This window comes from Pseudomonas mediterranea CFBP 5447, assembly GCF_000774145.1.
Taxonomy (GTDB): domain Bacteria; phylum Pseudomonadota; class Gammaproteobacteria; order Pseudomonadales; family Pseudomonadaceae; genus Aquipseudomonas; species Aquipseudomonas mediterranea.
Map to the genome: position 1 here is coordinate 163,515 of NZ_KN322983.1, position 26,998 is coordinate 190,512.

The 26,998-nt window shown below is 60.4% G+C and carries 22 protein-coding genes and 1 riboswitch; of the genes, 6 read left to right on the top strand and 16 right to left on the bottom strand.

All coding sequences use genetic code 11. From position 1 onward, the window contains the following. Positions 1–10: 10 nt before the first annotated feature. Positions 11–1,900, bottom strand: a complete 1,890-nt coding sequence (gene thiC / locus N005_RS06265) for a phosphomethylpyrimidine synthase ThiC (RefSeq protein WP_047700401.1) — start codon at positions 1,898–1,900, stop codon at positions 11–13. Between the two features lie 161 nt (positions 1,901–2,061). Then, positions 2,062–2,167: riboswitch (TPP riboswitch) on the bottom strand. A gap of 155 nt (positions 2,168–2,322) precedes the next feature. On the opposite strand from thiC, the gene N005_RS06270 reads away from it, so the two are divergent. After that, complete coding sequence (locus N005_RS06270) at positions 2,323–3,762, top strand: TolC family outer membrane protein (protein WP_047700402.1); 1,440 nt, start codon at positions 2,323–2,325, stop codon at positions 3,760–3,762. A 146-nt stretch (positions 3,763–3,908) separates the two neighbouring features. On the opposite strand, the gene waaA is transcribed toward N005_RS06270, so the two are convergent. Both waaA and N005_RS06280 read right to left on the bottom strand, forming a co-directional pair. Next, a complete protein-coding gene (waaA, locus tag N005_RS06275; RefSeq protein ID WP_047700403.1) occupies positions 3,909–5,183 on the bottom strand; it encodes a lipid IV(A) 3-deoxy-D-manno-octulosonic acid transferase in 1,275 nt (424 codons plus the stop codon). 22 nt (positions 5,184–5,205) lie between these two features. Then, positions 5,206–6,096 carry a LysR family transcriptional regulator gene (locus tag N005_RS06280; protein WP_047700405.1) on the bottom strand — a complete coding sequence of 297 codons (891 nt, stop codon included), beginning with the start codon at positions 6,094–6,096 and terminating at the stop codon, positions 5,206–5,208. Positions 6,097–6,199: 103 nt separating this feature from the next. On the opposite strand from N005_RS06280, the gene N005_RS06285 reads away from it, so the two are divergent. The 4 genes from N005_RS06285 (at position 6,200) to N005_RS06300 (ending at position 9,638) form a co-directional block, all read left to right on the top strand. Further along, positions 6,200–6,532, top strand: a complete 333-nt coding sequence (locus N005_RS06285; RefSeq protein ID WP_047700407.1) for a DMT family transporter — start codon at positions 6,200–6,202, stop codon at positions 6,530–6,532. Positions 6,533–6,654: 122 nt separating this feature from the next. Further along, positions 6,655–7,830, top strand: a complete 1,176-nt coding sequence (locus N005_RS06290) for an NAD(P)/FAD-dependent oxidoreductase (RefSeq protein ID WP_047700408.1) — start codon at positions 6,655–6,657, stop codon at positions 7,828–7,830. Further along, positions 7,827–8,639: an aldo/keto reductase gene (locus tag N005_RS06295; RefSeq protein WP_047700409.1), complete on the top strand. Its 813-nt coding sequence runs from the start codon at positions 7,827–7,829 to the stop codon at positions 8,637–8,639. The genes N005_RS06290 and N005_RS06295 overlap by 4 nt, the downstream gene beginning before the upstream one ends. Before the next feature lie 33 nt (positions 8,640–8,672). Continuing rightward, positions 8,673–9,638, top strand: coding sequence for a hypothetical protein (locus N005_RS06300; RefSeq protein ID WP_047700410.1), 966 nt, complete (start codon positions 8,673–8,675; stop codon positions 9,636–9,638). A 2-nt stretch (positions 9,639–9,640) separates the two neighbouring features. On the opposite strand, the gene N005_RS06305 is transcribed toward N005_RS06300, so the two are convergent. The 6 genes from N005_RS06305 to msbA form a co-directional block, all read right to left on the bottom strand. Next, positions 9,641–10,447 carry a hypothetical protein gene (locus N005_RS06305; RefSeq protein ID WP_047700411.1) on the bottom strand — a complete coding sequence of 269 codons (807 nt, stop codon included), beginning with the start codon at positions 10,445–10,447 and terminating at the stop codon, positions 9,641–9,643. Positions 10,448–10,520: 73 nt separating this feature from the next. Next, the gene (locus tag N005_RS06310; RefSeq protein ID WP_047700412.1) at positions 10,521–11,222 is read right to left on the bottom strand and encodes a hypothetical protein; all 702 of its coding nucleotides are present in this window, start codon (positions 11,220–11,222) and stop codon (positions 10,521–10,523) included. A 5-nt stretch (positions 11,223–11,227) separates the two neighbouring features. After that, positions 11,228–12,202, bottom strand: coding sequence for a glycosyltransferase family protein (locus N005_RS06315; protein WP_047700413.1), 975 nt, complete (start codon positions 12,200–12,202; stop codon positions 11,228–11,230). Between the two features lie 100 nt (positions 12,203–12,302). Continuing rightward, the gene (gene hldE / locus N005_RS06320) at positions 12,303–13,724 is read right to left on the bottom strand and encodes a bifunctional D-glycero-beta-D-manno-heptose-7-phosphate kinase/D-glycero-beta-D-manno-heptose 1-phosphate adenylyltransferase HldE (protein ID WP_047700414.1); all 1,422 of its coding nucleotides are present in this window, start codon (positions 13,722–13,724) and stop codon (positions 12,303–12,305) included. Positions 13,725–13,866: 142 nt separating this feature from the next. Then, positions 13,867–14,475 carry an adenylyl-sulfate kinase gene (gene cysC, locus N005_RS06325; RefSeq protein ID WP_047700415.1) on the bottom strand — a complete coding sequence of 203 codons (609 nt, stop codon included), beginning with the start codon at positions 14,473–14,475 and terminating at the stop codon, positions 13,867–13,869. 430 nt (positions 14,476–14,905) lie between these two features. Then, the gene (msbA, locus tag N005_RS06330) at positions 14,906–16,708 is read right to left on the bottom strand and encodes a lipid A export permease/ATP-binding protein MsbA (protein ID WP_047700416.1); all 1,803 of its coding nucleotides are present in this window, start codon (positions 16,706–16,708) and stop codon (positions 14,906–14,908) included. A gap of 155 nt (positions 16,709–16,863) precedes the next feature. Between msbA and N005_RS06335 the strand changes: the two genes are divergently transcribed. Then, positions 16,864–18,720, top strand: a complete 1,857-nt coding sequence (locus N005_RS06335) for an O-antigen ligase family protein (protein WP_047700417.1) — start codon at positions 16,864–16,866, stop codon at positions 18,718–18,720. Between the two features lie 58 nt (positions 18,721–18,778). Here the strand turns inward: N005_RS06335 and N005_RS06340 are convergent, their stop codons facing one another. Genes N005_RS06340 through N005_RS06370 form a run of 7 tightly spaced genes read right to left on the bottom strand, consistent with a single transcriptional unit; the run spans position 18,779 to position 26,951 of the window. Continuing rightward, positions 18,779–19,663 (bottom strand): glycosyltransferase, encoded by an 885-nt coding sequence (locus N005_RS06340; protein WP_047700418.1) that lies wholly within the window; start codon positions 19,661–19,663, stop codon positions 18,779–18,781. Beyond that, positions 19,660–20,814: a glycosyltransferase gene (locus tag N005_RS06345; protein WP_047700419.1), complete on the bottom strand. Its 1,155-nt coding sequence runs from the start codon at positions 20,812–20,814 to the stop codon at positions 19,660–19,662. Before N005_RS06345 ends, N005_RS06340 begins: the two co-directional genes overlap by 4 nt. Further along, entirely contained in the window at positions 20,811–21,695 is an 885-nt protein-coding gene (locus N005_RS06350) for a DUF6625 family protein (protein ID WP_047700420.1), read from the bottom strand. Before N005_RS06350 ends, N005_RS06345 begins: the two co-directional genes overlap by 4 nt. Before the next feature lie 46 nt (positions 21,696–21,741). Further along, a complete protein-coding gene (locus N005_RS06355; protein ID WP_047700421.1) occupies positions 21,742–23,175 on the bottom strand; it encodes a PIG-L deacetylase family protein in 1,434 nt (477 codons plus the stop codon). Positions 23,176–23,183: 8 nt separating this feature from the next. Next, the gene (locus N005_RS06360) at positions 23,184–24,080 is read right to left on the bottom strand and encodes an antimicrobial resistance protein Mig-14 (RefSeq protein ID WP_047700422.1); all 897 of its coding nucleotides are present in this window, start codon (positions 24,078–24,080) and stop codon (positions 23,184–23,186) included. Further along, a complete protein-coding gene (locus N005_RS06365) occupies positions 24,080–25,210 on the bottom strand; it encodes a glycosyltransferase (RefSeq protein ID WP_047700423.1) in 1,131 nt (376 codons plus the stop codon). The genes N005_RS06360 and N005_RS06365 overlap by 1 nt, the downstream gene beginning before the upstream one ends. Beyond that, positions 25,194–26,951 (bottom strand): carbamoyltransferase family protein, encoded by a 1,758-nt coding sequence (locus tag N005_RS06370; protein WP_047700424.1) that lies wholly within the window; start codon positions 26,949–26,951, stop codon positions 25,194–25,196. Before N005_RS06370 ends, N005_RS06365 begins: the two co-directional genes overlap by 17 nt. Positions 26,952–26,998: the final 47 nt, after the last annotated feature.

The window sequence follows — 26,998 nt, forward strand, 5'->3', positions numbered from 1 at the left end:
TCAGCTCGGATCACACTTTCTTGTAAAGCTGACTACCTTCCTGCTTGAACCGCTCAGCCTGCTCCGCCATCCCCTGGGCGACGTCCACATCCACCGCTTCGATGCGCTGGTTGGCCGCATACTCGCGAACTTCCTGGGTGATCTTCATCGAGCAGAACTTCGGCCCGCACATCGAGCAGAAATGCGCGACCTTGGCCGAGTCCTTCGGCAGGGTTTCGTCGTGGTACGAGCGAGCGGTGTCCGGGTCCAGGCCGAGGTTGAACTGGTCTTCCCAGCGGAACTCGAAGCGCGCCTTGCTCAGGGCGTTGTCGCGGATCTGCGCGCCCGGGTGGCCTTTGGCAAGGTCGGCCGCGTGGGCGGCGATCTTGTAGGTGATGATCCCGGTCTTCACGTCATCCTTGTTCGGCAACCCCAGGTGTTCTTTCGGGGTCACGTAGCAGAGCATGGCGCAGCCGAACCAGCCGATCATCGCCGCGCCGATGCCGGAGGTGATGTGGTCGTAGCCCGGTGCGATGTCGGTGGTCAGCGGGCCGAGGGTGTAGAACGGCGCCTCGTCGCAGCATTCCAGCTGCTTGTCCATGTTCTCCTTGATCAACTGCATTGGCACATGGCCCGGGCCTTCGATCATGCATTGCACGTCGTGCTTCCAGGCGATCTTGGTCAGCTCGCCAAGGGTTTCCAGCTCACCGAACTGCGCTTCGTCGTTGGCATCGGCAATCGAGCCCGGACGCAGACCATCGCCCAGCGAGAAGCTGACGTCGTAGGCCTTCATGATTTCGCAGATGTCTTCGAAGTGGGTGTAGAGGAAGTTTTCCTTGTGGTGCGCCAGGCACCACTTGGCCATGATCGAACCGCCACGGCTGACGATGCCGGTGACGCGCTTGGCGGTCATCGGCACATAGCGCAACAGCACGCCGGCGTGGATGGTGAAGTAGTCGACACCCTGCTCGGCCTGTTCGATCAGCGTATCGCGGAACAACTCCCAGGTGAGGTCTTCGGCCACGCCGCCGACTTTTTCCAGGGCCTGGTAGATCGGCACGGTGCCGATGGGCACCGGCGAGTTGCGGATGATCCACTCACGGGTTTCGTGGATGTGCTTGCCGGTGGACAGGTCCATCACCGTGTCCGAACCCCAGCGAATGCCCCAGGTCAGCTTTGCCACTTCTTCTTCGATGGACGAACCCAGCGCACTGTTGCCGATGTTGCCGTTGATCTTCACCAGGAAGTTACGGCCGATGATCATCGGTTCCAGTTCGGTGTGGTTGATGTTGGCCGGGATGATCGCGCGGCCACGGGCGATCTCGTCACGGACGAATTCCGGCGTGATGATCTTCGGCACACTGGCGCCGAAGCTGTGGCCGGCGTGTTGCTGGTCCAGCAGGCCGGCGGCGCGGGCCACTTCCAGCTTCATGTTTTCGCGGATGGCGACGTATTCCATCTCGGCGGTGATGATGCCTTTGCGCGCGTAGTGCATCTGGCTGACGTTGGCACCGGGCTTGGCGCGGCGTGGATTGTTCACGTGGGCGAAGCGCAGCTTGGTCAGCTCCGGGTCGGCCAGGCGCTCCTGGCCGAAGTTGGAACTCAGGCCCGCCAGGCGCTCGGTGTCGCCACGGGCCTCGATCCACGGCGAACGCACGTCGGCCAGGCCTTTGCGCACGTCGATGACCACGTTCGGGTCGGTGTACGGGCCCGAGGTGTCATACACCGTCACCGGCGCGTTGATCTCGCCGCCGAAGTCGGTCGGCGTCACGTCGAGGCTGATTTCGCGCATCGGCACGCGGATATCCGGGCGGCTGCCCTGGACATAGATTTTTTGCGAGCGGGTAAAAGGCTGAACCGATTGCTGATCGACCTGGGCCGAATCACTGAGGTTGATCGCGTTTTTTGATTTTGTCGTCATCACGGGTTCTCCAGACACACATCCAGGCAGTGGATTTTTGTCGGAGCGAACCTGTACGAATGGACGCAGTCCTGCACGGGCAGTGCGGACGCTGTGCTTGATATACGAGTGTGTTCGAGGGTCGAACAACATCCCGGACGAAGCACAAGAGGACTCGCCGGGTGACGAGAAATCTTGTTCCCTACGCAGGCGTTAACCTGATCAGGTTCAACGGGATCCGAAATTATTCGATCTCAGCCTCATAGCAAGGCACCCCGACAAGAACCCGGCCAGTCTAGACACAACCACGAAAGAACGCCATCACCGCAGCAAAAGGCGTGATGAATGGCGCATATACAGGATTGTTGCCATGCCCGTGCGCAACTACACTCGCTACGCCGCGCCTCTTGTGCGCTACTCATCCGTGAAATAGGGATCGCCTCATGCTGCGCAAACTCTCACTGGCCCTTGCCGTGTCTTGTGCGTCCAATGGAATGGCCTGGGCTGCCGAAGCGCCCTTATCCACCCGGACCGATCTGGTGAGCGTGTACCAGGAAGCGGTGGACAACAACGCCGACCTGGCTGCCGCCCGCGCCCAGTACGGTGCCCAGAAAGAAGTGGTACCCCAGGCCCGCGCCGGGTTGTTGCCTAACCTGTCGGCCGGTGCCGACCTGAACAACACCCGTACCGAGCTCGACCAGCCGGCGATGACCGCTACCCGCAGTGCTACGGTTTACCAGGCCACGTTGTCCCAGCCCCTGTTCCGCGCCGACCGCTGGTTCCAGTTGCAAGCGGCAAAATCGGTCAACGAACAAGCGTCACTGCAACTGTCGGCCACCGAGCAGAACATGATCCTGCAAAGTGCCGAGAGCTATTTCAACGTGCTGCGCAGCCAGGACAACCTGGCCTCGACCAAGGCCGAGGAAGCGGCTTTCAAGCGTCAGCTCGACCAGTCCAATGAACGCTTCGACGTGGGCCTGTCGGACAAGACCGACGTGCTGCAATCCCAGGCCAGCTACGACACGGCCCGGGCCAACCGGATCCTCGCCCAGCGCCAGGTCGAGGACGCGTTTGAAGCACTGGTCACCCTGACCAACCGCCAGTACAACTCGATCCAGGGCATCGTCCACACGCTGCCGATCCTGCCGCCGGTGCCCAATGATGCCAAGGCCTGGGTCGACACCGCAGCCAGGCAGAACCTCAACCTGCTGGCGAGCAACTACGCTGTCGACGCCGCCGAAGACACCCTGCGCCAACGCAAGGCCGGTCATGCGCCCACGCTCGACGCGATAGCCCAGTACAAGAAAGGCGACAACGACGGCCTCGGCTTTACCAACCCGAGCCCGACCGGCCAGCGTTACGGTGGCGACGCCGAGCAGCGCACCATCGGCCTGCAATTGAGTATCCCGATCTACAGCGGCGGGCTGACCAGCTCCCAGGTGCGCGAGTCCTACTCGCAACTCACCCAGACCGAACAGCAACGTGAAGGCCTGCGCCGGCAGGTGGTGGAAAACACCCGCAACCTGCACCGCGCGGTGAACACCGACGTGGAACAGGTCCAGGCCCGGCGCCAGTCGATCATCTCCAACCAGAGCGCGGTGGAGGCCACGGAGATCGGTTATCAGGTGGGGACTCGCAACATCGTCGATGTGCTGGATGCCCAACGGCAGCTGTACACCTCGGTGCGCAACTACAATAACGCCCGCTACGACTACATCCTCGACAACCTGCGCCTCAAGCAGGCCGCCGGCACCCTCAGCCCCGCCGACCTGCAGGACCTGTCACGCTACCTCAAGCCCGATTACAACCCGGACAAGGACTTCCTGCCGCCGGACCTGGCGCAGGCGGCGTCGCAGCAGTTGCGCTCAAGGCCCGCGCAGTAATCCACCGCCCTCAAGGCAAAAGAGCGGTTGTGGCGAGGGAGCTTGCTCCCGCTTGGGTGCGAAGCGCCCACCAACACGGGGACCGCTTCGCGCTCCAGCGGGAGCAAGCTCTCTCGCCACAACAGCGTCCGCCACAGATGTAGAGCTCAGCCGATCAACCGCCCCAACCCCGTCAGCAACCGCTGCAACGCGCCCTGATTGGTGCGCATCACCTTCAACCCCGCCTCGGCCATGCGCTGTGCGTCCCGGGGTAGTTCGAACAGCCGCTGTATCGCCCAGGCCAGGCTTTCGGCATCTTCGACTTCCTGCAACGCCCCGGCACTGCGCAGTTGCGCGGCGATTTCGAGGAAGTTGAACAGGTGTGGCCCGCTGAGCACCGGTTTCGACAACGCCGCCGGCTCCAGCAGATTGTGGCCGCCGTTGGGCACCAGACTGCCGCCCACGAACGCACTGTCGGCCAACGCATAGAGAAACAGTAGTTCGCCCATGGTGTCGCCCAGCAGTACCGAGGCGGGTGCAGTCACTGGCTGTGCACTGGAACGCCGGACCGTGGCAAAGCCTTCGCTTTCACACAGCTGGTGCACGGTGTCGAAACGCTCGGGATGACGTGGCACCAGGATCAGCAACGCATCGGGGTAACTGTCGAGTAGCCGACGGTGCGCGGCCAGCACCACCTCATCTTCGCCTTCATGGGTGCTCGCAGCAATCCAGACCGGGCGATCCGTCGCCTGCCATTGGCTGCGCAGGGCGCTGGCACTTTCGAGCAGTTGTGGGTCGATGGTCAGGTCGAACTTGATCGAGCCGGTCACCTCGACGGTGTCCGCCCGGGCGCCCAACTGGCGGAAACGTTCGGCCTCGGCTTCGGTCTGGACGGCAAACAGGCTCATCTCGGCCAGCATCGGCCGGGTGAGTTTGGGGAAACGCGCATAGCCCCGGGCCGAACGCTCCGACAAACGCGCATTCGCCAGGGCCACGGGGATACCGCGCCTGGCGCATTGATGGATGTGGTTGGGCCACAGCTCGGTTTCCATGATCACCGCCAGGGTCGGTCGCACCCGATCGAGAAAACGCCTGGCGGCGCAGGGCAAGTCGTAAGGCAAGTAACAATGCTGGATGCGCGGCTCATTGGCGAATAACGCCTGGATCCGCTCCGAACCCGTGGGCGTCATGCAGGTCACCGTGATCGGCAACTGTGGATACCGTTGCAACAGGGCGCGAATCATCGGCGCGGCGGCGATGCTTTCGCCCACCGACACCGCGTGGACCCAGATGCCGCCCTGGACCATGACCGGCAAGCCCCAGGAAAACCGCTCGCCGATGCGCCGGGCATACGCCGGCGCCTTGCGCGCCCGCAACCACAGCCGAATCGCTACCAATGGCAGCCCCAGGTAAAACAATGCGCTATAGAGAGTTCTGTTCATGGCGGCGGAGTTTATCGGTTTTTCAGCCGATCGCCTGCAATTGCACGGCAAAACGTTCCGCCAGCCAGCGCGCAGCCGGGCCCAGGGGTTCGTCGCGACGCCAGACCAGCTCCACCACCAGCGCCGGAGGGGTCCATTCACTGTTGAGTTCGACCATGTCGCCCAGGTACGCCGGATACTGCACCACGTGCCGCGGCAGCCAGGCCCAGCCCAGGCCACTTCTCAGCCATTCGGCCAGGACATAGAAACTGTCGGCGCGCCAGACCTGCGGGCTGGCCTGCTCGCTGCCGGGGTAGACGCTGGACTGGGTCGCCATCAACAACTGCCGGTGCCGGGCCATTTCCCGGCAGGACACGTAGTCGTGGCTGGCCAGCGGATGCCCCTTGCTACACACCGTGACCATCTCGACGCTGCCCAACACTCGGCGCTCCAGCGCTTCGGGGATCTGGTCGTGGTAGAACAACAAGCCCAGGTCGGCGCGACGCTCCACCAGTTTGCGCGCCACATCGCCCTGGGCGGCACTGGCCAGTTGCACCTCAAGGGTAGGGAACTGCTCGGCCAACGCCACCAGGCTGTCAATGACCGGTTGATAGGGCATCGCCTCGTCCTGAGCCAGGCGCAGCGACGCTTCCTGGCCGCGCATCAAGGCCAGGGCCCGGCCATTGAGGCGTTCACACTGGCGCAACACCTCCCGCGCTTCCTCCAGCAGTGCCTCGCCAGCATCGGTGAGCTGCGGTTGGCGGCCGCTGCTGCGCTCGAACAGGCTCACGCCCAAGTCGGCTTCCAGCAACGCAATCGCGCTGCTGACGGCTGATTGGGCCTTGCGCTGATCCCGGGCCACGGCGGAAAACGAACGCTTTTCGGCGACCCCCACGAACAGCCGCAATTGCTCAAGATTCCACTCAACGTCCATGACCCAACCTATCTCTTTAACAGATAGGTAATGACTTTACCGCATCTAGCCGCGCACTAGAATGGCGACATCGAAAGACGCAACAGCCAAAGAGGTCTCATCCATGAATGCCTACTACTACCTCGCTATCGCCATCTGTGCCGAAGTGATCGCCACCGTTTCGATGAAAGCGGTGAAAGGCCTGAGCACACCCCTGCCCCTGATATTGGTGATCGCAGGCTACGGCATCGCTTTCTGGATGTTGACCCTGGTGGTGCGCAGCGTTCCGGTGGGCGTGGCGTACGCGGTCTGGGCCGGAATGGGCATCGTCATGGTCAGCGTCGCGGCGCTGTTCATCTACGGGCAGAAGCTGGACATACCGGCGATGCTGGGGATGGCGCTGATTGTGCTGGGGGTGGTGGTGATCCAGCTGTTCTCCAAGACTGCCGGGCACTGAAGCTGCAAGCTGCAAGCCAGGGACAGGGACAGGGACAGGGACAGGGACAGGGACAGCCTCTCGCTTGTAACTTGAAGCTTGAAGCTTGAAACTTGCAGCTTCATTTCCTCCGAGGTCGCTGCATGCCATCCGTTATTTCCACCGACGTTCTGATTGTCGGCGCCGGAGTCGCCGGCCTCTGGCTGAATGCGCGCCTGCGTCGCCAGGGTTATTCGACCGTGCTGGTGGAAAGTGCCAGCCTCGGCGGTGGGCAGAGCGTAAAATCCCAGGGCATCATCCATGGCGGCGCCAAATACGCGCTGCATGGCGCCCTGACCGGCGCCTCGGAAGCCATCGCCGACATGCCGCGCCGCTGGCGCGAAGCGCTCGCTGCCAACGGTGAGCTGGACCTGTCCGGTGTACGCCTGCTGTCCGAGGCCCATTACCTGTGGTCTCCCGGCACCCTGGCCGGCAATCTCACCAGTTTTTTCGCCAGCAAGGCCGTGCGCGGACGGGTCGATCAGGTCAAGGGCGAGCAACTGCCACCTGCCCTGCAGGACAAACGTTTCAAAGGCAAGGTCTATCGCCTGGCCGAACTGGTGGTGGATGTCCCCAGCCTGATCGCACGCCTGGCGGAACTGGCCGGCGACAGCCTGCTCGCCGGCCAGCACATCGAGCCGCTGCGCGAAGCCGGCGAACTGGTGGGGCTTAAGGTTGACGGTCGCGAGATCCGCGCCCAGCGCATTGTCCTCAGTGCCGGGGCCGGTACCGCCGACCTGCTCGCAAACCTGGGCCTGGACCAGCCGGCCATGCAGCGCCGACCGCTGCACATGGTGCTGGTCAAGGGACCGAGCCTCAAGCCGCTGTATGCCCATTGCCTCGGAGGCGGGCCGAAGCCGCGCATCACCGTCACCACTCACCCGGCCGCCGATGGCCAATGGGTCTGGTACCTGGGCGGCGACATCGCCGAAGCCGAGGGCGTGGCCCGCGAACCTGCCGCGCAGATCGCTGCCGCGCAAAAGGAACTCGGGCAGTTGCTGCCTTGGGTCGATCTCACCACCGCACAATGGGCCACCCTGCGGGTCGATCGCGCCGAACCCCTGCAATCGGGCCTGACCCGTCCGGACAACGCTTTCCTCGCCGAGCAGGACCGGCTGCTGGTGGGCTGGCCGACCAAGCTGGCCCTGGCCCCGGACTTTTCCGACCGCGTGATCACCGCACTGCAACAGGGCGGTATCACTCCCAGTCATGCGGCGCCGCTGCCGGATCTGCCGAAACCGCCCATGGGCGTACCGGCCTGGGAGCAACTGCTGCCATGAGCCAACCGACCCTGCACGATTTCTATCGCCCCCTGGGCAGCCACGGCCCGATGGTTTCGCCCTTGGGCCTGGGTACCGTCAAACTCGGGCGCGACCAGGGGGTCAAGTACCCCAACGGTTTCCGCATTCCCGATGACGACGAAGCGCGCATGCTGCTCAAGCTGGCCCGTGACCTGGGTATCAACCTCATCGACACCGCGCCGGCCTATGGCCGTAGCGAGGAACGCCTCGGCCCGCTGTTGCGCGGTCAACGCCGGGACTGGGTGATTGTCAGCAAGGTCGGCGAAGAATTCAGCAACGGGCAGTCGCGCCACGACTTCAGTGCCGCCCATACCCGCCTCTCGGTGGAGCGCAGCCTCAAGCGCCTGGAGACCGACTACATCGACCTGGTCCTGGTGCATTCCGACGGCAATGACCTGGCGATTCTCAACGACAGCGAGGTCTACCCGACCCTGGCGGCGCTCAAGCGCGAGGGCAAGATCGGTGGCTTCGGCTTCTCCGGCAAGACCGTCGAGGGTGGCCTGAAGGCCCTCGAACAGGGCGACTGCGCCATGGTGACCTACAATCTGAACGAACGAAGCGAAACCGCTGTCATTGACTACGCTACCGAGCACGGCAAAGCCATCCTGGTGAAAAAAGCCCTCGCCAGCGGACACGCCTGCCTGAGTCCCGGGGTCGATCCGGTCCAGGCCAGCTTCGAACTGTTGTTTGAGCACCCAGGGATCGCCAGTGCTATTGTCGGCACCATCAATCCGCTGCACCTCGCCCATAACGTCGCGACCGTAGCCAAGGTCCTACGTAAAAACTGACGCCGCTTCACGCGGTTTTTAGCAGGAGCCGATATGCCGCGCACGCTCATCAGGAAGAACCCGAGCAACTTCAAGACCCTGCCGCTGTTCGTCGAAGCGACACCCGAAGGCCTGACTTACCAGAGCGTCGGGATGCCGCTGAACTTCGCCCAGACCTTGCAACGCCGCCGCCCCGTAACGGTGGCCGATGCCGAACGTTTTTCCCTGGAGCTGGCGAACCTGGGGGTCTCGGTGCGCCTGACCCTGCAGTGGCAGAACCGCGACTATTGGGTGTTGGTGCGCCAGCGTCGGCAGGATCGCGGCGACGTGGTGCTCAAGCTGATCTCCGGTTATGTCCCGGCCCACGAACTGAACCTGCCGTTACTCACCGCCATCAGTGAAATTGCCGAAGAATGCCTGCTGGAAACCCCTGAAGGCTGGCTCGGCGGACGCTTCAACGACACCTGGCTGCCAGCGCCTTATGCCACAGCCTTGCACTATCGCGAGGCATTGCCGTTTCGCCTGACACCGCTGTCGGGCTCAGCCCGTCCGGTGCGCAGCGCCAACCTGCAGTTGATCGAGCGGCCACGGGCTTACGTGCATCTGCCGACGGCGTCGCTGCAGTTGATCTACGATCTGCGCCTGGAAGTGCCCAAGGAAGCCAAGTCCCTGAGCCTGTTTCACGTCGATGAACGCCTGGAGGGCGACCAGTTGGTGGCGCGCCTGGACCGCAAGCGTCCCGATCTCTACCTGATGCCGTTGCACGACGGCCAACCGACCGGAGAACTCTATACGCTCAAACGTGACCAGCTCATCCCGGCCGGCACACGCGGCCTGCACTTGGCAGAAAGCTTTGCTATCCAGGAGGGATGGGTGGTTCGCGAAGAGCGCATTCGCTGGAAGGATTGGATCGCGAACCAAGGGCTGGCAACACCCCCTCCTCGCCGCCCAAGCCTGACCAAGCTCCGCACAAAGGCCATGGGCCTGATGCGCATGGTCCGCGGCACGCTACAAAAATGACATCAAGTCGGACGCCGCTTATCAATGTAGGTGCGACACTGAGCGAACAGATGAAAAAAACGATTCTCACGCTTCCCCATCCCGCGCTTGGATGAAAACGACTCCTCGGCAAAAGCGCCATTGATTCGCACCCGTGAAGCGGTAGTAGGCAAAGTGCATATTCTGACTCGAGCCTGCTGTAACGCGTATTTGAGCAACCGCTCGGAATGCAGTTTTCTACCTGTCGCCTTGCAGAAGTCAAAAATGCGCTCGATACGCTTGCCATAGGCCACGTAGGCACCACGTCCACAGATCGCAAAGCGATCATTCAACCCGCCCCACCATTGCCAATCCGGTATGTAGGCATTCGATCGGCGTTCGTTGGCATGCCCAAACACGTAAGTTGGAAGTGCGGTGTGATAGAAATTATCGGGACGTACGAACACGACAAAATCCGGATCGAACGACTCCATCATTTCCGTCACGTTGTACAAGGAGTTGAGTTGATAAATCAGATTCCTGAGCGAAGCGTACTCGTCTGCCCAGGTGTCGCCCAAGGCCTTGACCCGTTCGAAGTCCCAACGCTCCAGAACGCCTTGGGTGGAATCGAGTCGGCCTATCATGACGTCGAACGGTGCATAGTTGCCTGCGCTCAGCTCGCCTTGCTCGCCAGATCGCGGATTGTGAACTTCTTCGAGCTTGTACAGGTGGTAAAAACACTGCACTTCGCTCCCCGTCGGGATCTGCGCCAGGACGTTTCCCCGAATGGAAGGGAAACAGATCTGCGAGTTTCTTGGAATACCAAAAAATGCCACCGCAACTTTCAACACGCGTCGTGCCCTGTCATAAGAATAGAACTTGCCACTAGTGCCCGAATGGGCCTTGAACCTGACCCGATGCCACTCAACGGCGACGAAACCAACCTTGCCACCAACGCTTGTGCTGCAACGGCACGACGGTCACATCGGCCTCGAGGAGCCATTGCCGCTCATATTCCCAGGCATGCCCGCTCCAGAATTTTCCAGCTTCGTTGGAAAACCCCAGGGTCATCAATCGGTAGGTATACCCCGAATTCCCACGAAGCCAATCGAACACCACCAACGCATTGAAACCGGTAGACGGACCGACATAGCGTTTACCGTCCACCCTGTCGATGGGGTAGTTCCACAAAGGTGGCAGCGGAATGCGCTCCTGATAAAGCGCGACGCCTGGCAGTGGAGACATGGCTCCGGTGCACCCCACCAGCATCGTGAAGCAACGCGCTCCGGGCAGCTCGAACAGTCGCTGCACCTGGAGTTTGTAGGGCAAGCCGAAAAAATACGCGTCGGGCGCATTGAAGCCGTGCACGAACACATTGACGCTCTGCGGAGTGAGAAACGCCGCCTTCATGCATGTGTTGAATGTCACGACCACATCATCGCTGCCGATATCGAGCGCCCGGAAGTCGGCTTCGGTGATTGCCGGATTATTTGCCACAAGCACCACACGAGAAGCCTTGGCCAGGCAATCCTTCAATGCCTGGGGCAACGCCCCCAAAACCGATTGATGGCCGCCCGGCAATGCGTCGAGCGACATTTCGTCACGCGGGCGAACGGTTTGATCCATGGTGTCTACCCCGGTACGTTCATGCCGTAGCGCAACTTGACCCACCAGCGGACAAGCGCCGAAGGTGGTTGCCAAGTCCGCATTTCGCGCTGAATCTCGGCCGCCAAGGCCTGCCCTACGCGGGCGAAAGAATATTGGCTTTCGGCAAAGGCCTGGCCGTTATGGGCAATCTGCGCCGCCAGTTCCGGATCCCGCTGCAGCAGCTCCAGCTTTTGCACCGCCTCTTCCTCGGAATGGTAGAAAACGACATTCTCCATGTCCCTGAAGCCGAGTAATTCATCCTCCTCGCCTTGGCTCCAGGCCAATAACACGCAACCACACGCCATGGCTTCGAAGTTCTTGATCATGAACTCCCCCATGCCCAGGTCAGCGCTGACAAATATCTTGATGCGATTAAGCGTTTCCAGATACTCGCTACCTGACTTCGTACGGGCTACCAGCATCCCGGTCCGCCGGGCCAGGGACTCAAGCAGTGCCTTGCGTTGAGCGTATTCGGTACTCTTGAGACTGCCGAGGAAACCGACGGGGATGTCACGCTCCTTGCCGGTATTACGCAACATCCGCTCGTCATAACCCTTGGAAACGAACACGGCATCGATGTCCTCGGCTTGCATCCGACGCGCCACCAAAGCCCCCGACACCAGGGCTCGGCAACTCGGCAGGCGGCGGTACAGACGCGAGTAGACACCCTTGTATTTACTCTCGCTCATGTAGTTCTGATAAGCGTCGTGCTCAAGGAAGATAAGCCCGGGCACGCACTTCAGCACCCTCAGTTGCCGGACCAAGCGCTTTACCCGGAAAAAAATCACGACCCGGTCGAAGTTCTCGTGATTGACCGAGGCCAGGAATCGGCCAAGGTTCATCTGTTGCGGCTTATTCAGGCGATAGATGGTGCAGTCGTCGCAGTTCTCTTGCACGACTTCATAGAGGCGATCAAGGATCACTCGCTGTTCATCCATCACCAGCAGCATGACTTTCATAAACTAATCAACCAGAGGGCGAAAAAGCCTTAATTCATGGGAAGATCCATTATCCCAAACAGAATCGTTCTGCCGGAGCTTCTCGGCATGCGTCAATCCGTCAACGATTGCGGATCTTTTCGACAATTGCCGTCGTCGAACTGTTCTCCACAAGGCCCAACACCTTCACGGTGCCGCCGTAGGCCGCGACGATATCGGCGCCCACAACCTGGTCAATTCCGTAATCACCGCCCTTGACCAGCACATCCGGTTTGACTTGGCGCAACAGATTCTCCGGCGTGCCTTCGCTGAAGCTGATCACCCAATCCACCGCGCCAAGACCGGCCAGGACCGCCATGCGCCGATCTACGCTGTTGATCGGGCGACCAGGGCCTTTGAGACGGCTCACCGAAGCATCATCATTGACCGCGACGATCAGGCGATCACCTTGGGCACGGGCCTGCTCCAGGTACGTCACATGACCCGCGTGCAGAATGTCGAAACAGCCATTGGTAAAGACGATTCTTTCGTTGTGGGCACGGGCATCGTCAACGGCCAGCAACAGTTGTTCCAGGCCCAGTACGCCGCGCTCGGAGCCTTCCTCGCGCTGGATGGCACGTCGCAGTTCCGGCGCGCTGATCGCCGCCGTACCAAGCTTGCCGACGACGATGCCCGCCGCCAGATTCGCCAAGGCCACCGCATGGGGCAGGTCCTCGCCAGCGGCAATGGCCGCGGCCAGGGTGGAAATCACCGTATCGCCGGCACCCGTCACGTCGAACACTTCACGGGCGCGGGCCGGTAAGTGCAAAGCCGGGTGATCAGGACGCAGCAACGTCATGCCATGCTCGCCACGGGTCACCAGCAAGGCACCGAGGTCCAGGTCGTGCATCAGCTGCGCGCCTTTGCTCACCAGCTCATGTTCGTCGGCACAGCCGCCGACGATGGTTTCGAACTCGCTGAGGTTCGGCGTGATCAGGCTCGCGCCCCGATAAATGGTAAAGTCCTTGCCCTTGGGGTCGGCCACTACCGGAATGCCACGGGCACGGGCGGCCTGGATCAGCGACTGGTTGTTTTTCAACGCGCCTTTGCCGTAGTCCGACAGCACCAGCACCTTGACGCCTTCAAGCAACTGATCGACCTCGGCACCGAGGGCCAGGGGATCCGTGGCGAAAGGTTCTTCGAAGTCGATGCGCAGCAGTTGCTGGTGACGACTCATGACCCGCAGCTTGACGATGGTCGGCTGGTGCGCGATGCGCTGGAAGATCGCCCGCACCCCGGCCCCCTTGAGGCTATTGCCAAGGGTGTCGGCGGCCTCATCGTCGCCGGTCACGCCCACCAGGGAGGCCGGCGCGCCAAGGGCAGCAATGTTCAAAGCGACGTTGGCAGCGCCGCCAGGGCGATCTTCTATTTGCTCGACCTTGACCACCGGCACCGGCGCCTCAGGAGAGATCCGCGAGGTACCGCCATGCCAATAGCGGTCGAGCATGACATCGCCGACCACCAGTACAGGGGCTTGATCGAATCGCGGCATGGACAACTTCATGGAGCATCCCACATACAAAATGAACAGGGGCGCGATATTAGCACAGGGTTTGCAAAGGCTCGTTCATAGCTGTTTGCCACCATATTCGACGGCAAACCTATTCCCTCTCATGCTCATGACGACGCAATGCCCGTACCCCCAATCAGCTTTCCAGCAATGCCAATAATTGCTTGCAGGCTTCAGTCAGCTCGACCTCGCAAGTATTGATCTGGCAGTCCGGTGCAAGGGGCGCTTCGTAGGGGCTGTCAAGGCCAGTGAAATTCCTGATCCGGCCCGCGCGCGCTTCCCGGTACAGTCCTTTGGGGTCGCGTTGGGCGCAGACTTCAAAAGGGGTGCTTACATAAATCTCGAGAAAAGCCCCCTGAGCAAATAATTGCCGCGCAGCCTCACGATCAGCCCGAAACGGGGAGATCACCGCCACGATGACGATCAGACCGGCATCGACCATCAACCGTGCTACCTCGCCGATGCGGCGGATATTTTCCTTGCGCGACTCGGCGTCCATACCCAGATCTCGACACAACCCTTGGCGCAGGTTGTCGCCATCGAGTAGCGCCGTGTGCAGACCCCGCTGATTGAGCTGCACTTCCAGGGCATTGGCCAGCGTCGACTTGCCCGCCCCCGACAAACCGGTCAGCCAGATACAACGTGGACGCTGGGCCTTGATAGCCGCCCGGTCCTGGGGCGTGAGCACTGGCGCGCCGGGTCGAATCTGTGCCTGTTGCTGCGACACTTTTGAGGTTTCATTCATAACCGAGCATCTCGTAGCCACGTTGGTACACCCACCGCACCCGCCGACGGGGCCCGCATCGGCATGCTTCCATACCGTTACCAAAATTCGCATCGAGCAAGATTGCAACCCTCCCTGGCCTTCGCCCTCTGGTCATCAAGATGCAGAGGTTCCTCATAGGCGACGAAATTCACGTCCAAGTGGCCAAGAATAGATGAGGAGATCGGTTTGAGCCGCGAACAGCATTTTCCTGGCAATGTTCGGGATGACGCCAGTGAGCGATAAAGTCATCAGAGTCGCGGAATGGCTCACCAGCTGTTGTCCCGCAAGAAGGCACAGGTCCGACTTACGTGTTCCAGCGGTCCGCGAACAAGCGCGAACTTAAAGCTGTGGTGCGTTGCAAATACCGGTGGAGGCCGAGCGCTCCCGACCCCACAGGCTCTGCTGCAACTCAGGCAATATCATGCTCCGGAGCGTCCAGCCCCATGGCATTCAGGCGCGCGTAATAACCGTTCTGGGCCAGAAGCTCACTGTGGGTACCGCGTTCTACGATGCACCCCTGGTCCATGACCAGGATCAGGTCGGCTTTTTCGATGGTCGATAAGCGGTGGGCAATAACCAGGGTCGTACGACCTTGCATCACCTGATCCAGCGCCGCCTGGATATGCCGTTCCGACTCGGTATCCAGCGCCGAGGTTGCCTCGTCGAGAATCAACAACGGCGCGTTTTTCAACAGAGCCCTGGCAATGGCCAGGCGCTGGCGCTGGCCACCCGACAACAGCACCCCGTTCTCACCAACCTGGGTGTCCAGGCCCTGGGGCAACTGCCTGATGAAGTCCATGGCATAGGCGTCCTGGGCCGCCTTCTCGACATCAGCTCTCGGCGCACCGGCCAGATCACCATAAGCGATGTTATTGGCAACCGTGTCACTGAACAACGTTACGTGCTGAGTCACTTGCGCGATATGACGGCGTAGGTTCAAAAGCTTGTACTGCTCGATTTCGACACCATCGAGCAAAATCTCACCGTCATCATGATGATAAAAACGGGGAATCAGATTTGCCAGGGTGGACTTCCCGCTACCCGACCGACCGACAAGGGCAACCATCTGACCAGGTTCGACCGAAAAGCTGATGTCGTTCAGCACCTGCCTTTCAGTATCCGGATAGGTGAAACTCAGGTGACGGACGTCCAACCGTCCGCTGACAACGTCACGCTCGATCGTACCCGCGTCTACTTCCGGCTTCACATCCAACTGCTCGAAGATGCTTTCTGCCCCGGCCACCCCTTTCTGGATGGTGGAGCTGACTTCGGACAACTGGCGGATAGGCTTGGGCAACAGGCCAGCCAACGTAATATAGGCCACCATGTCACCCGCCGAAGCATCGCCACGCAGGAACAGGACAAGGAACATCAACACGGCCATCGCGGTGTAGATCACCAACTGCAACAACGGTGTGTAAATGGCCCCGGTACGTGTCATCCGCAACTGCTTGTCGGTATTTCCCAGGCTGGCGTCAAGGAAGCGCTTCTGCTCATAGACTTCGCCGCCAAAACTGCGTACCACGCGATAACTCTGGATGGTCTCGGAGGCGACATGGGTCACATCCCCCATTGCAGCCTGGATTTTCTTGCTTTGCTTGCGAAATTTCTTGCTTGCCGTGCGGACCATAAGCGCGATCAGTGGCAAGATTGCCACCATCACCAGGGTCAGGCGCCAATTCATGAACAACAGGGAGGCAAACAGGAAGACCACAGTCATGCCTTCTCGAATAACGACCTTGATCGCATCCGTCGCCGCCCCCGTCACCATGGTTACGTTAAAGGTGATACGGGAAATCAGGTGACCTGAGTTATGTTTGTCGAAATAGCGGTTGGGCAGGGTCAGGAGATTATTGAACAACTGCACCCGCAGATCGTGGACCAGCCCCAGCGAAACCTTGGCCAGGAAATAATTACCCAGATACGATCCCAATCCTTGCCAGGCGGCAATGACAATGATCAGCAACGGCACGGCTTGCAATAACTGCAGGTCGCGCAGGTAAGGCACCGTCGGAAACAGCACCGCGTTCGGATTGGACAGGCCGTCGACGAAATACTTGAGGATATAGCCAAGCATGGGCTGGGTAGACGCGAAAATCAGGAACCCGACGATGCTCAACCCGAACAAGCCGATATAGGGCTTCACGTAGCTCAGCAGGCGGAAATAGATTTTCAAGCTCGAGGGGCTTGCTGGAAGACTGGAGTCGGCCATATCACGCGAATATCGATAAAAAGGTCGATGACTTTAACACAGCTTCTTCGGTGTTCTGGCAAACCTGTAAGGCTGTTATTGTTACGCCGCTCCAAAAAGCTGAAAAGCCATTCCCCACGGAATGGTCCACCAACACCAGGAATGAATTCCCAAGCATGCTATCCAGGGCCTCCGTCACACCCAACAGGGTTTTCGACTTCATTTGTCAGTGGATTCTTCCGCTTGGCTTCTTGCTGCTGCTGTGTGGCTTGTTCTTCCTGCCCGGGCGCAGCCAGCACCATAAACTGTTCTATGGTCTGCTCAGCATACCCACCTTGATCGCCCTGTGCCTGAGGCCGAGCGTGCTGAAGGAGCTGATCCGCGAGCCGATTTTCATTGCTTTCGCACTGTTCGCCGGCTGGGCCCTTATCAGCGTCTCGTGGGCGCCCGAAGTCGAAAACTTCTCGCGCCAGGTCAAAATCGTTCTGCACACCTCGCTCTTGTTTGCCGGAGGCTATCTGCTGGTACGCTATCGCAGCGACCTTCTTCACCCATTGCTCTTCGGCGCCGCGAGTGTCGCCCTGCTCGCCTCGCTGTATAACTTGATCATGTTTGCCCAGGTATACCACCAGGGAATGCGCCTGATCGGCGCAGGGGCCTTCGATAACCCATTGCTCAGCTCCCATCTGTTTGGATTCTTTTGTGTCTACTGGCTGAGCCTGAGCATGCTCTGGAAGAATCGCCAGATCCTCTGGTTGACGATACCCGCCGGCCTGGTCATGTTCACCGCCGTCGTCGCCACCGGCTCAAGGACCCCCTTGGTGGCCTTGGTCGCCGCCGCCATCTGGGTTGGCATCCTGTGCTGGAACCGCCGCTCGATAGTCCTGTTCGGACTGCTGATCGGTGGTGGAGTCGCCGTAGGCATCTTGTTCAGCGGGATGATACTTGCCCGTGGGAACTCATACCGCTTCGAGATCTGGCAGATCGTCCTGCAAGAGATTGCCCAACGTCCCTGGCTCGGGCACGGCTATGGCGCCGACCTCAGTATTGATGCGGGCATAGGTTTCATGTTGGCGGAACCTCATAACTTCGCCCTCGGCGTGTTGTACTACGTGGGAATCATCGGCTTTATCCCGTGGCTGTTTTTCCAACTCTGGGGATTGCTCAGCAGCTGGCGTTATCGTGTCCAACCCTTCCTGGTCATGGCTTCTACATGGCTGATATACGGCATGGGAGCAGGCCTGACGGAAGGTGGCGGCATTCTTTCCAGACCCAAGGAGCATTGGTTCCTGCTATGGATTCCACTGGCTCTGATCGCCGCCCTGAGCATCAACTATCGAGCCAGGCGCCTGCTCAACCTGCCTGTAGAAAAATTGTCCCCACAAGCCTTGGAAACCATCTCATCACAAGCCCAGGTCATCGAGTCGGACGGGCTCGGGCCAAAAGTCCTGCGCTTGTCCGGGGGAGACTTCCTCAAGCTGTTTCGAGCACGGCGCTGGTACACCTCGGGGGGCTTCAACCCATATTCCGAACGCTTCGCCGTCAATGGCCAGCAACTGCAGAACCTGGGCATCCAGAGCCCGACGATACTCGCCCTGTACTATCTGGAGGATGGCAGCAGTGCGGTGCGCTATGCGCCCTTGCCAGGGACAACCCTGCGTCAGGCGCTGCAAGACGCGGCTACTGATGCGCAACGCCACTCTCTGGTACTGGGCTTTGGCAAGTTCATGGCGCAGTTGCATGAGCGAGGCGTTTACTTCCGCTCCTTGCACCTGGGCAATGTGCTGGTGCTGGAAAGCGGCGAATTCGGCCTGATCGATATAGCGGACCTGTACATTTATCCGTCATCCCTCAGGCTCGCACTTCGCCAGCGCAACCTGCGCCACATGCAGCGCTACCCGGAAGATCACGGATGGCTTTTCGAACAACACCTTGAAGCACTGCTCGATGGCTACGCCACGATTGCCTCGAAACCGGCAGTCGATGACCTGCAAAAACGCATTCTATCGGGGAGTAATCCAGCCCGGGCATGATGACCGACTTGCCGGGACCGTCGTTCAGCATTGAAGCGGCAGTCCCGGCGTCCCTGGCTCAGTGTTTTTCCAGCGGACAGAAAAACATGCGCCCCAGGCCTCGCCAGGTTTTTTTGTTCCATGCCTTGAAGGGAATCTGCGCAAGGAGTTCCCGGGCGAACTGATGGTCACGGTTGGACGTCTTCAGGAACATGGAATTGAGGAACTTGTAGCGCACCTGTTCGTAGAGCGGATGATCGGCGAACAAGGCATAGGTACGCAGGATGCTATCGGTCATGAACCGATGATTCTTGTAGGAGTTGGTTGCGTGCTTGCGATAGCGCGCCATCAATACGCTCAGGCCATCAATGTAGTACCCGGCCCGGGTCACCTTCAGCTCGATCAACAGGTCTTCCAGGCGAATCTCCGGATCGAACCCTCCAACCCTCTCCAGCGCCTCGCGACGTATCATCAGAGTCGGTGCCGGCGGATAAGGTTTGCGCTCCATGAACATGTCTTCGAAATCGAGCCGTCGAAAAGGTACGTCGCGGTTCTGGCGGCTCTCGGGGTAGAGGTTCCCTTCGGCATCGATCAGCTCGATGTTGCCCGCACAAATGCCAACTTCGGGCTTGCCATCCATGTAGGCCACTTGAGTGGCAATCCGCTCGGGCAGCATGATGTCATCGGAACCAAATGGCACAATCAGGCTGCCGGTGGCGCGGGCAATCGCTCCATTAAGCGTATTGGTCAACCCCTGGTTCTGCTGGACCCGGAAGTCGAAGCCATGGGCCGCCTGCAGACGCTGGATACGTTCAACGCTGTCATCGGTGGAGCCGTCATCGATGACCATCAACTCGATGTTCGGATAGGTCTGTCCCACCACACTGAGAATGCATTCTTCAATGTAGCGACCATGATTGTAGGACGCGATGATCACGGTGACGACAGGTTGCGCGGCACTCATGGCTGCTCCTTACAGGTTTCATTCAGGCCGGTCTCGATCAGCTCAAGGTATTGCCGACGGAACACTTCAATATCGTGCTGTTCGACGAGGTAGCGATAAGCTCGCTCGCCACAGGCCTTGAGTTCGGCATCCGACAGCCCCAGATAGGTATCGAGCGCGGTTATCAGGCTCGGCACATCACCAGGCTTCACCGCCAGGCCTCCGGCACCTTGAATCAATGGCAACATTGCAGGCACATCCGAAGCGATCACCGGTAAATGTCCACTCATTCCTTCCAGCAGCGCCAGGCCCAGACCCTCGGCCAGGGAGGGCATGGTCCAGATATCGAAGGCTCTGACATATTGCAGGGCGTTTTCCTTGAAACCGAGCAAATGCGCGCGATCGGCCAGGCCCAATTGCTTGATCTGCGCAGCCAGACGGGACTCTTCACGTCCGGCACCGATGATTGCCAGCTGCGCCGTGGGGTATTTGTCCTTGAGTGCGGCAAAAGCCTGCAGCAAGTAGGTATGTCCCTTGACCGGCACCAATCGCCCCAAGGCGCCAACCAATCTCACCGAAGGGCCGATACCCAGCATCTCGCGAGCGCGCTCGCGCGAATGCTGCAAGGCTTCCGCCTGCTGGATATCGATGGCATTGGTGATGGCGTGAGTATTGGACTCGGTGAATCCACATTGACAATCCAGGAGATACTGCTTGACGGCCGGCGAAACGCCGACGAACCGCCAGTGCCCGTCCACCTGTCGCTGTGTCTGGCGGCGTCGATAAAACCGATCATACTCTCCGAACCCGTGGGCAATGCCGATACACAATGGGATTTTCAACCATCGATTGAGCAGCAGCATCATGTTGACGGGCTTGAAGCGGTTGCACACCACGACATCGAATTTTTCCGCGCGGCAGAATTGGTACAACCGCCACATCGCACGAAGGCGTACTCCCTTGAGCGACTTATCCGAAAACTCGAAATAAACCGATCGATCAGCCCGACTGACCGCCTCGCCAGGTCCTGGGCGACCGCGCAGAAAAGCCGCCGTCACCTCGTAGCGCTCACGCGGCAGGGCCTTGACAATCTGCTCCGCCAGATCGGCGAAATCATGCTGCTTGACGTTGTAGTCCGGCTGCAACTGCAGCACTTTCAAACGCGGGCTCATAGTGCTCCTTGATGGAAACCTGTCGCGTCGATCATCCAGGCCGACTCTGTCGCCAGCCTTCGTATCCAAACAGGATCTGGCTCGGGCAATGCCGACCAGTCGTTACGCTTCCAGCAGACGAAATGAAAATAGGGGAACGCACGGTCCTCATCCCGATCATTGGTCAGGCGACCATTGCGCCAGAACCAGCGAAGGGGAAAATCCTCAGTACCGTCGTGCCATTTTATGCACCCGCCCGGTGTGCTGAACGCCTCGGTGAACTCACTGCGTCGACGCCATGGATTGAACTTGCCAACCAAGGAAAACAGCGGTTCGGGAAAGTTTTTTCGCCACATGAAAATACGGCTGAATGCGCCTTCGTCCAAGGCATGATGCCGATCATCCATGAAGCGAAGTTGCCAATTCTTGATCAGCTTGAACGCCTCCCGCATGCTCGCAACGTTGCGTATCAGGCACAGATGCCCCGCAACGCGTCGCTCGTGGGTTGAGAACAAGTCATGGGCAGCCAGGCGCTCGGCAGTAAAATATTGTCGAAGATCACCGTACACCAGGTCTATGTCGCCAAAGCCCCAGAAATCGTAACCTTCGAGGCGATCCACATGGATGTAGCCAAGGGCAGGCTTGATATCACACAGCTTATAGGCCTGCGTTGGCCTGAACTCGATATGTAGCCGCTCGGAGACCAATTGGCAGTACGCCTCGAATGTAATGGTCTCGACAGTCACATTCGAAGGGAGATTCTGCGGCACGCCACAATCACTGAATAACAGCCAGTCAATATCGGGGTTACGCCGACAACTTTCCAGGAACAGAGGCATCCAGAAAGGCCAACGCCCGAAATACGGAATGATAAAAAGAATACTCGGGCAAGAATTGATCACGACAAGCTCACATTCATCTGGGCGAGGACGCTGGAGTCCACTTGGGTCATTTCGGTTTTATGTGTACTTCAGAACGTTTCAAAAGCCAGAAAAGTTCGTGGCACCTGACCGCTTTACGAAAAAATTCATTCTCGCCATAAACGGAGCCCTTGCGCCCCGCCAACAACCGCTGGATGGCACGGCGCAGGCGCCGTTTGAGGGGCGCTCGCGGTTGCAGATCATGCATCATGCCCAACGCCATGGCCTTGTCGCGCTGGCCAGCCAGCGCCAAAGGCAGGCTGACAGGATGCATCGGCCGGTCCGGGTCGAAACACGGTGGCAACGCAATGCCCGTACCGGCATCACCCATGGGCCAGCGATCATTATCGTGCAGGTGATTGGCGTAGCCCAACAATGTGCCGGGTTGCCATTCCAGGCCTTCAAGGGCTTGCAGGACGGCATGATGGGCGCAGAGATGGTCAGGGTGCGGATCCAAGGTCGGATGCGGCAGTACAATGACCTCAGGACGCGCCATCAGCAACAGCGCGCGCAAGTCGGCCACCAGGTTGTTCCATGTCGGCGCGCCGTCGGCATCGCCAGGCAGCGCAAAAGGATTTAACCGGCGGAACGGCCGTGTATCGCTCAGGTCTGCCTCACGAGACCCCTGAGGCTGGGTGGGCGCGGCCTGCATGGCTGCCAACTGGAGACAGAAGTATCCCAATTGCACGCAATGGCCTTGCGGCACCCCAGCCCAGCGCGGCACGGCGATGCTGTCCCAAGCCCGCAGACGGCCCTTGAGCCGCGCCGCCTCGACGCGATCCAGCCCCATCTGTCGATAATGTTCGGCTTCGATTTCGCCTGCGGTCAGTGTCACGATCCACGCGTCTTCGGCCCGGCTGTACAACCCATAAGCCGCCAGTTCCGCATCGTCGGCATGGGGGGCGATGACCATCACGCGCTGTTGTTGTACCTCTGGCGAGCTGAAGGACCAGAGCATCGGCTCGCCCAGCAAACGGCAAAAGCGCCCGCGCAGCCGCAGCTCGCCCCGGGACAGCGTCGCCCCATGCTCGCTGAGGTTCAGGTAGCGCAGGCCGTTGACGCCGCGTTCGAAGGTTTGTCGATCCGGGCAGTCTCCGCCCAACAGCTCGACGACCGGGTCGATGAAACGCCCCAACCACCGACTCTTGACCTGCAACGCGAGAATCAGCGTCGCGCCATCGTCCAGGATTACCCCTTCATCCAGCCGCAGCCGACCGGCATCCAGATGCACCTTCGGTTGCTGGGTGAAAGGCGGGAAGCTGTACTGGTAGTCGTCCTTGGGCGAATAGAACAGATGATCGGCGAACCAGGCTTCATGTGCTACCCAGCCCAATACCGCCAACACCAAGGGCAACCACCAGGCGACCAGCAGGCCCAGCAAGACCAGCGCCACCAGTGCCAGCAACAGGCCCACGCGCTTGTTGCGCCGATGGCGCTTGAGCAACTGCTGTTTGCGATTCATCGGCGGGCTCATACGGTAAACACCGGTACAGGGTTGCACCAGCGGTCCTTGTACTCCCGGTCCGCACGGCCGAACGAAAACCGCAACGGCTTGCCGGCGGCACGGGCGTGCTCCCAGGCGCTTTGGGTATTGAGGAAGCTCAGCACGCTGCCGGGACTGAATTCGCGGGTTTGCGGGTCCACGCCGCCGTTGATGTACTCGACGCTGATCCACTCCGGCGCTTCGACCCGATACACCAGTTGAATGGCGATCGGGGCATCGTTGAGAAAGATCACCGAACCGATCAGCAGTTCGCGCAGCAGCTCGATCACCTCGCCCATGCGCTCGGCGCCTGTCGCCGCAAATCCCCAACGGCGCTGGAACAGGTCGCAGTAGATCGACGCCAGCTCTGCGCTGGAAAACTCATCGACCGACCGCACCTGCCCACCGGCTTCCTCCAGCAAACGCAGCTCGCGGCGCTGGTTATAGCGAAACTTCTTGGACAGCTCTTCCGGCGTACGCGCCATGGCCAGCTGTTCCTGCTGCACCTTCAGACCGCTGAAACGCCCTTCGTTGAGGGCCGAGAGATAACGTCCGCGATGGCGCAACGGCGCCTGTGCCTCGGGCGCCGCCGGCAGGATCAGCTCGGCATTGCCCAGGTCGAACAGGCCTTTCTTGCCGCTGCGCTTGAGCACGTCCTTGGACAGCGCCAGATCTCGGCCCCAGGTCGCAATTGCCGCCGTCAACTCACCCTGATGTTCGTATGCCAGGTAACGCACGGGAATATCGGCCAGGGCCGCCAGGCGTTCGACCACCAGGGGATGGGTCGCCACACTGCCACCAAAACGCTGCCAGGCCTGGGCATAAACCGGGGCCTCTACGGCCGTCCAGCCGCGCTCGCGCCAGCCTTGGAATCGATTGAGCATCAGGCCCTCGGCGCCAGTTCGGTGACTTGGGGCAAACGCCAGAATGCCTCGCGCACCGCGCGATCCGAGAAGCGTTCACGCAAGCGGTCAAGCATCAGCTCGGCGCACTGACGACGTTGCAGATCGTCCATGGCCGCCAGGTGTTGCAGCCCCTGGGCCAGGTGTTCGGCGTCGCCCAGGGGAAACAGGATGCCTACGCCTTCGACCACTTCCTTCGCCCCGCCACAGGCCGTGGCCAGCAATGGCACGCCGGCGACCATGGCTTCGAGCAACACCATGCCGAACGGCTCGTGATCGGAACTCAGGGCAAACACGTCGAAAGCCCGGAAGTAACGGCGCGCCTCAGGCACCTGACCGAGGAACAGCACGCGGTCGGCGATACCCAGTTCCAGCGCCAGCTCCCGCAGGTCCTGTTCCAGGCGTCCCTTGCCGAGAATTGCCAGCTGACTGTGGCCGGGTAGATACGCCAGAGCCGCGGCAAAACCTCGCAACAATGTGGCCTGGTCCTTGTCCGGATGCAGACGGCCGACGTTACCGACGATCCAGGCGTTCGCTTCCAGCCCCATGGCATGCCGCGCCTCGTCCCGGGACACCAGGCCAGCCTCAGCGGCCTCCAGGTCGATGCGGTTGTAGAGAGTCTGGATCCGGCTCGCGGGCCATTTCGGCAGGCAGCGGCGCATGTCGTCACGCACCGCATCGGAGACCCCTAGCAAGCTCAGGCGCTTGCGGAAAACATGCGCGAACAGGCGGCGAGTAGGCCGCTGGTAGTCGCCAAAGGCATGGTGCACGCCAATCACCGGCAGCCCGGTACCGAGCAAGGCGATATAGATAGGTTTGAAACGGTGGGCAATGCAGAAACTGAAATTGCGCGAAGCGGCGATCTTGCGCAGATCACCAATGGCGCCCAGCTTCAGGCCTCTCACGGCACTGGAGCTGTACTCCATGAACAGCACCTCGTCCGAGGCACAACCAGCAGCGACCTCGGCATCGGCGACTCCGGTGAGAAACACCGTGGTCACGCGATAGCCGGTGCCCGCGAACAGGTTGGCGTATTGACGGGCACAGTCGAGGAACGGCCCGTCATAACCGTGGCAGAACTGCAGCACATGTCGCTCAGCCGAGCGAGTCATAAGCGTCCACGCCGTCTTTGACCACCAGAATGTCTTCCATGATCAGGTATTGCAGATCGGAGCCATAGAACATGTTCAGCGCGTCGGTCGGCGAGCAGATCATTGGTTCGCCGCGGCGGTTGAGCGAGGTATTCAGGGATACGCCATTGCCCGTCAGGACTTCCAGGGCCTTCATCATGTCGTAGTAGCGCGGATTGTATTCGCGCTTGAGCACCTGGGCCCGGGAAGTACCGTCCTCATGGACGACTTCCGGTACGCGGGTTTTCCACTCTTCGGCCACTTCGAACGTGAAGGTCATGAAAGGAGCGGGATGATCGACCTTGATCATCTGCGGCGCGACGGTGTCGAGCATCGACGGGCAGAAAGGCCTCCAGCGCTCGCGAAACTTGATCTGTTCGTTGATGCGATCCGCCACGCCGCTGGCGCTCGGGCAACCGATGATCGAGCGACCGCCCAAGGCACGCGGGCCAAACTCCATGCGCCCCTGGAACCAGGCCACCGGGTTGCCGTCGACCATGATTTTGGCAATGCGCTCGGGGGTGTTGTCGATCTTGCGCCACGCCGGTTTGCTCGGATGACGGGCGCAGGCGGCGATCACGTCTTCGTTGCTGTAGGCCGGGCCGAGGTAGACATGCTCCATCTTCTCTACAGGCACGCCACGGGCATGGGACACATAGGCGGCCGCGCCCACCGCGGTACCGGCGTCGCCGGAAGCCGGCTGCACGAACAGCTCCTTGACGTCGTTACGGGCGATGATCTTCTGGTTCAGCTTGACGTTCAACGCGCAACCGCCGGCGAAAGCCAGCTTGCCGGTTTCCTTGAGCACGTCGCCCAGGTAGTGGTCGATCATCTGCAGCGCGAGTTTCTCGAACAGCGCCTGCATGCTGGCCGCGTAATGGATGTACGGCTCGTCGGCGATGTCGCCTTCGCGCTTGGGGCCGAGCCATTCGATCAGCTTCGGCGAGAAGTAGAAGCCTTTGCCCTTCTCTTTATAGCGGCGCAGGCCGATCACGTTGGCGTATTCGGTGTTGATCACCAACTGGCCGTTCTCGAACGAGGCCAGGCGGGAGAAATCGTACTTGCTGGCATCGCCGTAAGGCGCCATGCCCATGACCTTGAATTCGCCGTCGAGCATTTCGAAGCCGAGGAACTCGGTGATCGCACCGTACAGGCCACCCAGGGAGTCCGGGTCGTAGAATTCCTTGATCTTGTGGATCTTGCCGTTTTCGCCATAGCCGAAGAAGGTCGTGGCGTACTCGCCTTTGCCGTCGATGCCCAGGATTGCGGTTTTTTCCTGGAAACCCGAGCAGTGATAGGCGCTGGAGGCGTGGGCCAGGTGGTGCTCGACCGGCTCGATCTTGATCTTTTTCGGATCGAAGCCCAGTTGCTCCAGGCACCAGACGATCTTGCGGCGATAGCGCTTGTAGCGACGGTTACCCATCAGGATCGCGTCGAGGGCGCGGTCCGGGGCGTACCAGTAGCGCTTGGCGTAGTGCCAGCGCGCCTCGCCGAACAGGCTGATCGGCGCGAACGGGATCGCCACCACATCGACGTCGGATGGCTTGATACCGGCTTGTTCCAGGCAGAACTTCGCCGACTCGTAGGGCATGCGGTTCTTTGCATGTTTATCGCGTACGAAGCGCTCTTCCTCGGCCGCCGCGATCAGCTTGCCGTCTATGTACAGCGCTGCGGAAGGATCATGGCTAAGGGCGCCGGACAGGCCAAGAATCGTCAATGCCACAGGGTCTAGCCTCTTATGTCTGCATACGGGCGACAAGCGCCGCGAAA